Source organism: Pseudomonas sp. DrBHI1 (assembly GCF_002205115.1).
Lineage (GTDB): Bacteria > Pseudomonadota > Gammaproteobacteria > Pseudomonadales > Pseudomonadaceae > Aquipseudomonas > Aquipseudomonas mosselii.
This window is the reverse complement of sequence record NZ_NIBE01000046.1, coordinates 1-1,233: the sequence shown is the minus strand read 5'-3', so window position 1 is coordinate 1,233 and position 1,233 is coordinate 1. Positions and strand designations below refer to the sequence as shown.

Here is a 1,233-nt window from a genome sequence, read left to right as displayed (position 1 = left end):
TGAATCGCCCCTGGTTTCGTAGACACCTCCAAGCCTCATAATGAGGCCCAAATAGGAGGTGCCATGAGTCGTCAGCGTTACCCCGAAGAATTCAAGATCGAAGCGGTCAAGCAAGTGACCGAAAAAGGCAAACCTGTCGCCGAGGTCGCCCAGCGCCTGGGCATGTCCGTGCACAGCCTTTACGCCTGGATCAAGGTCTACAGCAAGCCCCAAGAGCAGCGTCAGCAAGACAATGATCAGCAGGCTGAACTGCGCAAGCTGCGCGCTGAACTCAAGCGGGTGACAGAAGAGCGAGACATATTAAAGAAGGCCGCCGCGTACTTTGCCAAGGAGTGCGGCTGAAGTACGCCTTCATCAACAAGCACTCGACGGATTACCCAGTGCGTCGCCTTTGGCCAAACCCTCAAGGTGCATCCCAGCGGCTACTACGCTTGGCTGGCCGAGCCTCAATCTGCCCGAGCCAAAGAAGATCAGCGCCTGCTTGGCTTGATCAAGCAGGCCTGGTTAGAAAGCGGCGGCGTGTATGGCTATCGCAAGATTCACGATGACCTGCGAGAGCTAGGAGAGATCTGTGGGCGAAATCGAGTCGGTCGCTTGATGCAGGCAGAGGGGCTGCGTTCGCAAACGGGCTATCGCCGTCGTACTGGGTTTTATGGCGGAAAACCAAAAGCGGCATCGCCCAACCATCTGGCCAGGCAGTTCAAGGTCAGTGAGCCGAATAAGGTCTGGGTGACCGATATCACCTACATCCGCACCTACGAAGGGTGGCTGTATCTGGCGGTAGTGCTGGATCTGTTCTCTCGCCAAGTCATTGGTTGGTCAATGAAGCCCAGGATGAGCAGCGACCTAGCCATCGACGCCATGCTGATGGCCGTGTGGCGACGCAAGCCACAGCAGCAAGTGATGATTCACTCAGACCAAGGCAGTCAGTTCAGTAGCTCAGATTGGCAAAGCTTCCTGAAGGCCAACAATGTGATCAGCAGCATGAGCCGACGGGGAAACTGCCACGACAATGCCGTAGCCGAGAGCTTTTTCCAGCTTTTGAAGCGGGAGCGAATCCGACGAAAGATCTACGCAACGCGTGACGAAGCCCGAAGTGATATTTTCGATTACATCGAGATGTTCTATAACCCCAAGCGTCGACACAGCAGTGCTATGCAGCTGTCTCCAGTAGAGTATGAGAAACGCTATTTTCTGAGCTTGGAGAGTGTCTAGGAAACCAGGGGCGATTCA

1 pseudogene is annotated in these 1,233 nt (G+C 55.1%); it reads left to right on the top strand.

The annotated features are described in order from the left end of the window. The first annotated feature begins 63 nt into the window (after positions 1-63). Positions 64-1,215, top strand: a pseudogene (locus CC207_RS08195) (IS3 family transposase). The last annotated feature ends 18 nt before the right edge of the window (positions 1,216-1,233 follow it).